The following is a 4,402-nucleotide window of genomic DNA, read 5'->3' on the forward strand; positions in this document are numbered from 1 at the left end:
CCTATGGGGCGTGGGGGGTTCGGTTCTTGGGCGGCTGCGGGTTCGTTGTGGCTTGTCGCGCAGTTCCCCGCGCCCCTAAAAAGCCTGCGCCTCGCGCCCCCCAAAAAAAGCCTGCGCCTCCCCGCGCGCGTAAAGAGCCTGCGCCCTCCCGCGCCCGTAAAAAGCCTGCGCCCTCCCCGCGCCCCTAGGAGGCGCTCGCCCTAGTCCTTCTCCAGTACGAACGACGTTCGGGCCTTTGTCAGGCCCGGCGCTGTGGCCTCCACCAAGTACGTGCCCGCCGTCGCCGACCTCGCCGGAGGCGTCGCGCACTTCGGGGCGCTCGCCTTGCGGTCCCACTCCAGGGTGCGGGTGACTCGGTCGTTGGCCGGGATGCGGTACAGGACGCTGGCGGCACCCGTCGGGCAGTCGGCAGAGGACCACATCTCGTCGTCGCCGCCCGCCTGAGTGATCGTCAGTACCGCTTCCTTCGGGCCGAGATCGAGCTTGCAGTCGGTGGCGGAGGAGTTCGTGACGATCAGCTCCAGCTCGGGCTTGTCATCGGGCGCGTACGCGTTCTTGACGCTGCGCAGCGTCAACTTGACCGCTCCAGGAGTGCAGTCGGGCAGGCTGGACCCGGCGGGAACCGTGTCCCCGGAGACACCGCCGCCCCCGATACCGGCCGAACCACCGCCCGCGCCACCGGCACCACCCGCGCCCGCGGAGGAACCGTCCGCCCCACCGGAGCCCTCGGATCCGCCGCCGGAATCCCCGGACCCGTTGCTCCCCCCGCTTGCGCCGCTCCCACCGTTCTCGTCGCCCGACTCGTCACGGCCGCCCGGGGCTTCACTGATCGCGGGACCCGAGCTGGTGGGGCCCGGCGTGATCGAGGGCGCGGGGTTCTTGCCGTTGGTCCCGTCCGCGTCGTTGTTGCCGCCTCCGTCACCGGAGGTGACGATCCAGGTGATCAGCAGCGCCAGCAGCGCTACCAAGGACAGCAGAACGGCCCTCCGACGCCAGTAGATGGAGGAGGGAAGCGGCCCGACAGGATTGCGCAGAGATCCCACGGCGCAAACTGTACGAGAGATCCGCCACTTCGCTGGCCCCACCCGCCGCCCTGAGCCTCAACTTTTCCGGATCATCATCCCGGACGGGGGCCTCCGGCGGTTCAGCGGGGCGCCTACGGGGGTGGTGAGTTCGGTTCGTGGGGCGAGTGCGGGTTCGTCGTGGCTTGTCGCGCAGTTCCCCGCGCCCCTAAAAAGCCTGCGCCTTCCCGCGCCCCTGAAAGCCTGCGGCTCCAACCCTGTCTTTCGTCAGGTCCCGGACCTGACGGTCGCGGGATGTGACGACTGTCCGTTCCCGATTACCGTCCGTGACCATGGACTCCGAGCTCTACCTGGACATCACCGACGTCGCCCACGACACGCCGACATGGGTACACCGCCTTGCCGAGATATGGACGGAGGCCGGGCTGCTGCTCTACGGCGTGCTCTTCGTTGCCGCCTGGTGGCGCCGACGCCGGGGGGAGGCAGGGGCGTTCGCGATCGCGGTGCTTGCACCTGTGGCCACGGCTGTGGCGTACGTGTGCAGCGAGCTGCTCAAGTCCGCCGTGGACGAGGAACGCCCGTGCCGGGCCGTGGCCGGCGCGACCGCCCCGCTCGTCGACTGCCCGCCGCACGGCGACTGGTCCTTCCCCAGCAACCACGCGACGATCGCGGGCGCCGCGACGGTGGCGCTCGCGCTGACCTGGCGGGGCATCCTGTGGCTGACGGCCCCGATGGCCCTGCTGATGGCCTTCTCGCGCGTGTTCGTCGGCGTGCACTACCCGCATGACACGGTCGCGGGCCTCGCCCTCGGCACGATCGTCACGCTCGCTTTCGTACGCCTCACGACACGTCCGGCGACACGGGTGGCGGAGGCGATGCGGGGATCGGCGACGGGTCCGGTGCGGTGGTTCGCGGGCACCGGTCCCATCCCTGTCCCGTACGAGGACGGGCGGCACCCGGCGCACCGCGGCTGACCCACCACACGCAATAACCGCTTACTCCACCAACCCCGCCTCGTACGCCACGATCGCCGCCTGGACGCGGTTCCTGACTCCCAACCGGTCGAGAACCGCGCTCACGTACGCCTTCACGGTTCCCTCCACGAGGTGCAGGCGAGCGGCGATCTCGGGATTGGACAGGCCGGCTCCGAGCAGTCCGAGGACTTCGCGTTCGCGCGGGGTGAGCGGCGCGACACGGTCACGGGCCGCGGCCTCGCGGCTCAGCCGCCGGCCGGCCCCGAAACCGTCGATCACGTGCCGGGCCACCTTCGGCGAGAGGAACGCGGCCCCGTCCGCGACCGCCCGCACTCCCGCGACGAGTTCGTGCGGATCACCGGACTTCAGCAGAAAGCCGGTGGCACCGCCGCCCAGCGCCCGGGCCACGTACGCGTCCTCCGAGAAGGTCGTCAGGATCGCGACCGCCGTTCCCGGCACCGTCCGTACGATCTCCTCGGCGGCCGCGAGCCCGTCCAGGTGCGGCATCCGGATGTCGAGCAGCGCCACGTCCGGCCGGTGCGCCTGCGCGAGCGCGACGGCTTCGCGTCCGTCGGCGGCCTCCGCGACGACCTCGATTTCCCCGCCGCCTCCGGCGTCAAGGATGGCCTTCACGCCGGCGCGGACCATCGCCTCGTCATCGGCCAGCAGTACGCGGATCACCGCACCCACTCCCGCTCCTCCTCACGCACTTGTTCGGCCGTACCGGCTTTGGGGATCACGTCCTTGTCGACCAGCCGCCCCTCGTCGTCGAAGCACAGCCTGAAGTGCTCGACGGAGACGAAGAGTTCACCGCTCGCGCGGTAGTAGCGGCAGTCGGCCCCCTTGGGCGTGGCCGGGGCGCGCTCCACCGGAGGGTCACTCACCGTGCGGTCGGGCAGCACCCGTTCGGCTTCTTCGAGCGGGGTGCCGAGGCGCAGCTCCGCGTAGTCGCCGGGTCTCAGGACCGCGTGCGTCTTCGTGTACGCGTACCAGCCGAAGGCTCCGCAGAGGAAGACGGCTCCTACGGCGACCGCACCCGAGAACGCCAGGACCACGCGGCGACGGGCGTGCGCGAAGGGAGCGTCGGGAGCGTTCGCGCGCAGGCTCACCGGCGGATGCGCGGCGGCTTCCTCGACCGGTGCAACGGGTGCGGTGGGCACGACGGGTACGTACGCCGTGACCCGGAACCCGTCCTCGTACGCCCCCGCCTCGAACCGACCGCCGACACCCTCGACCGCCATCCGCAGACCCAGCAACCCCGAGCCCCCGGAAGACGACGAACCCGCCTCCGTGGACGGCCCGTTGACCACGCTCACCGCCGTACAACCGGCATCGGCCTCGCGCCGCACCGCGACGGTGACGGGCGCGCCGGGCGCGTGCCGGGCGGCGTTGGTCAGGGCCTCACGTACCACCCGGTGAACGATCCGCCCGGCGAGCGAGTACGTACCGGAGAGCGAGTACGTATCGGCCGGCCCCGTCGTCTCCCAGCGCACCGGCAGGCCCGACTCCGCCGCCCGGGACACCAGTTCCTCGACGGTTTCGCCCGCCGGGGTCAACGGGACGGGTTCGTCGTCCTCCTCCCTCAGGAGGCCGATGATGCGGTGGAGGCGTTCCGTGGCGTCGGAGGCGGCCGCGCGGAGGTCGGCCGCGGCCTTGCGGTGGTGCTCCGCGAGGTCCGGGGCGAGTTGGAGGGCGCCGACGCGCAGGGCGATCAGGCTCAGTTCGTGGCCGAGGGAGTCGTGCATGTCCTGGGCGATACGGGCCCGTTCGCGCAGCCGCGCGCGGTCCTCGGCGATCCGTTGTTCCCGCTCCAGCTGGGCGGCCCGGGCCCAACCCGCCGCGGCCAGTTCCCGGTGCTGGCGCCAGTACCGGCCGCCGAGCCAGGGGAACACGACGCCGAACAGCAACGTGCCGACGAGCAGGAGCCACTGGGCTGACGGGTCGACTCCGCGTACCGCGATCTGGAGCGTGCCGGCGAGGCCGACCGCGCCGAATGTCGTCAGCGCGGGGCGCGTCTGCGGTGCGTGCAGTCCGAGCAGCAGGGCGAAGACGGCCAGGGCGGGGCCGTAGGAGAGGGTGAGCAGTGCGGGTTCCGAGGCCAGGCTGAGCGCTGCCGTTGTCGCGAAGGCCGTCAGGGGGCTTTTGCGCCACACCACGACTGCTGCGGCCAGTGCGGTGAGGCCCGCGAGTTGCTGCGCCGTGCTGCGGGGTTCGTTCAGGCCGATGCGGTCGACTGTGATCACCGGCACCGCCAGTGCCGCCCATAGCAGGGCGTCCGCGAACCTCCTCCTACGGCGTTCCATCTTCCCGACGCTACAAGCGGGGGATGGGGCGGCGCCTCTGTCGATCGTCAGGGGTTCGGCGCCGGGGGGTTGGGGGAGGGTTTTTCTTCCCCAAGCCCGCCCC

The 4,402-nt window shown here is 71.5% G+C and carries 4 protein-coding genes; 1 reads left to right on the forward strand and 3 read right to left on the reverse strand.

Features of this window, described 5'->3' with window-relative positions; genetic code table 11:
• Window positions 1-200: 200 nt before the first annotated feature.
• Window positions 201-1,043, reverse strand: coding sequence for a hypothetical protein (locus G5C60_RS49590; protein WP_165270719.1), 843 nt, complete (start codon window positions 1,041-1,043; stop codon window positions 201-203).
• A gap of 311 nt (window positions 1,044-1,354) precedes the next feature.
• Between G5C60_RS49590 and G5C60_RS49595 the strand changes: the two genes are divergently transcribed.
• Window positions 1,355-1,996, forward strand: a complete 642-nt coding sequence (locus tag G5C60_RS49595) for a phosphatase PAP2 family protein (protein WP_165270721.1) — start codon at window positions 1,355-1,357, stop codon at window positions 1,994-1,996.
• 21 nt (window positions 1,997-2,017) lie between these two features.
• Here the strand turns inward: G5C60_RS49595 and G5C60_RS49600 are convergent, their stop codons facing one another.
• The gene (locus tag G5C60_RS49600; protein WP_165270725.1) at window positions 2,018-2,677 is read right to left on the reverse strand and encodes a response regulator; all 660 of its coding nucleotides are present in this window, start codon (window positions 2,675-2,677) and stop codon (window positions 2,018-2,020) included.
• Window positions 2,674-4,299, reverse strand: coding sequence for a sensor histidine kinase (locus G5C60_RS49605; protein ID WP_165270723.1), 1,626 nt, complete (start codon window positions 4,297-4,299; stop codon window positions 2,674-2,676). Before G5C60_RS49605 ends, G5C60_RS49600 begins: the two co-directional genes overlap by 4 nt.
• Between the last annotated feature and the right edge of the window lie 103 nt (window positions 4,300-4,402).

The sequence above is a fragment of the Streptomyces scabichelini genome (assembly GCF_011045015.1).
GTDB lineage: Bacteria > Actinomycetota > Actinomycetes > Streptomycetales > Streptomycetaceae > Streptomyces > Streptomyces scabichelini.